This window comes from Bacillus sp. 05T31 (assembly GCF_056396725.1).
The window spans coordinates 1-2,245 of sequence record NZ_JBFTMA010000716.1 but is presented as its reverse complement, the minus strand read 5'-3'; the positions used below and the strand labels follow the sequence as shown (position 1 = coordinate 2,245).

Annotated in this window: 2 protein-coding genes and 1 pseudogene; all 3 read left to right on the top strand. The window is 34.6% G+C overall.

What is annotated here, in order from left to right; translation table 11 throughout:
* Positions 1 to 137, top strand: a pseudogene (locus AC1DJR_RS27135) (NAD-dependent epimerase); the annotation flags it as partial.
* A 171-nt stretch (positions 138 to 308) separates the two neighbouring features.
* Complete coding sequence (tagU, locus tag AC1DJR_RS27130; protein WP_477003959.1) at positions 309 to 1,217, top strand: polyisoprenyl-teichoic acid--peptidoglycan teichoic acid transferase TagU; 909 nt, start codon at positions 309 to 311, stop codon at positions 1,215 to 1,217.
* A 99-nt stretch (positions 1,218 to 1,316) separates the two neighbouring features.
* Positions 1,317 to 2,135: an SGNH/GDSL hydrolase family protein gene (locus AC1DJR_RS27125; protein ID WP_477003958.1), complete on the top strand. Its 819-nt coding sequence runs from the start codon at positions 1,317 to 1,319 to the stop codon at positions 2,133 to 2,135.
* The last annotated feature ends 110 nt before the right edge of the window (positions 2,136 to 2,245 follow it).

Below are 2,245 nucleotides of genomic sequence, written 5' to 3'. Positions count from 1 at the left end.
AACCAGGAGATGTACCAGCTACTTATGCATCGACTGATTTATTACARRAGGCTGTAGATTTTAAACCTGAAACTTCTATAGAAAAAGGCTTACAGGAGTTCGCTAATTGGTATGTAAARTACTATAMAGTAAAATAATATTAATTATGCTTTTAGGAAAGAAAAGGCTATCAAAGTTTTAGGTTAATTAAGCTAGAATATGCTTTGATATACTGGTTATAGAATATCATTCCTAGTATAATAGACTAAATTGATATTTTTATTATCTGGAGATTTATTCAGAATGATTGAAAGAAGAGGTCTATAATAATGAAAAAGAAAATTCTATTTTGGATATTAGGAATCATAGGAGTACTAATTATAGGTGGAGGAGTATATGCTTATAATGTATATTCCAAAGTCTCAAATACATTAGATGAAGTTCATAAACCTTTAGAGCGTGATAAAAATAATAAACAAGAAGCAAAAATCAGTAAATCTGAACCAGTTTCAATCCTATTACTAGGTGCGGATGAACGTGGTGAAGATAAAGGCCGTTCWGATTCTYTAATGGTYATTACTTTAAATCCKAAAAAYAATTCWATGAARACRKTAAGTATCCCTCGTGATACRTATACRGAAATCGTTGGAAAAGGGAAAAGTGATAAAATCAACCATGCTTATGCATTTGGTGGTGTAGACATGTCTGTCGCAACTGTAGAAAAGTTCTTAAATATTCCTATCAACTATTATGTTGAGGTAAATATGGAAGGATTCAAGGATATTGTTAATGCAGTTGGTGGCGTAGATGTAAATAATGACTTAGAATTTACACAAGATGGACATCACTTTGTCAAAGGGAATATACATTTAACAGGTGAAGAGGCTTTAGCATATACACGTATGAGGAAGGCAGACCCACGCGGTGACTTCGGTCGTCAAATGCGTCAACGTCAAGTGATGCAGGCTGTTATTAAGAAAGGTGCAAACTTCTCTTCTTTAGCGAATTATGGAGACGTACTTACAGCAATYCAAAAGAACGTGAAAACAAACTTAACRCAAGATCAAATGTTTGATATGCAAAAGAAYTATAARAAYTGCTTGCAAAATAGTGAAGATATTCAAATCCCAGGCGACGGTCACAAAGCCGCTGACGGTATTTGGTACTACTATGTTCCAGATGCAGCAAAGCAAGATATAACGAATAAGTTAAGAGCACATCTTGAATTAACGAAGTAATGTTTATTGAACCCAACTCCTTTGGAAGGAGTTGGGTTTATTTTTACGTAAATTTATATTAGTATTATATATTGTGAGATTAATAGATGAGGTGAATCGATGAATAAGAAAGCAGTACTTGTCCTATTTATTTTTGTATTGTTTGTCGCTTCGGTTGTGAGCGGTAAACTATATTGGAATAAGAAGGTTGCGAATGCAACAGGGCAAACGAGTGAAGTAACGAAAACAAAGGCTGAAGTGAAAGATAGCGGAGCGAAGAAAGAAGAGAAAAAACAAGATGCAAAGCCATCTTTTAATGAAGCATACGCAAAGAACTTGCCAGATGCAGTGAAAGAGAAGTTAAAGAAAGCTGCTCAGGATAAAAAGTCAGTAAACCTTGTTATTGTTGGTGATGAAGCTTCTTCATCTGAAAAAGATGCTTGGGTAGCTAAGTTTACTACTAATTTAGAGGCTTCTTACGGTAAAGGTTTATGGAATGTGACGGTAAAGGAATATAAGGGTGAAAGTACAGAGGAATTAATCGCGAATAAACGCGATAAAGAGATCGCTAAAGAAAATCCAGATGTAATTTTATTTGAGCCACCATTTATTACTGATAACGGAAAAACTGGTAATGGAAATTCTGTTGCAAATACACAGAAGTTTGTACAGGCACTTTCTACTAGTGCAAAAGACGCTACAATTATGATTCAACCATCAAACCCGGTGTATGGTGCGAAGAATTATCCAAAAGCAATTGAAGCATTAAAGCAGTTTGCTACGCAAAATGGTTATACATATGTTGATCATTGGACAGCTTGGCCTGATGCAGCAACGAAAGCGATTTTACCGTACTTACAAACAGAGTTCGGTTTCCCAAGTGCTAAAGGGCATGAAGTTTGGGCGCAATATGTAACGGATTATTTTGTAGCTAAGTAATAAAGAATACACAAAAGGTATACGAGCAATCGTATACCTTTTATATTAGTAAAGTAATTAAGAAATCCTAGTATATATGTAGGGGGAAAACAATGAACTCAATCTTAATC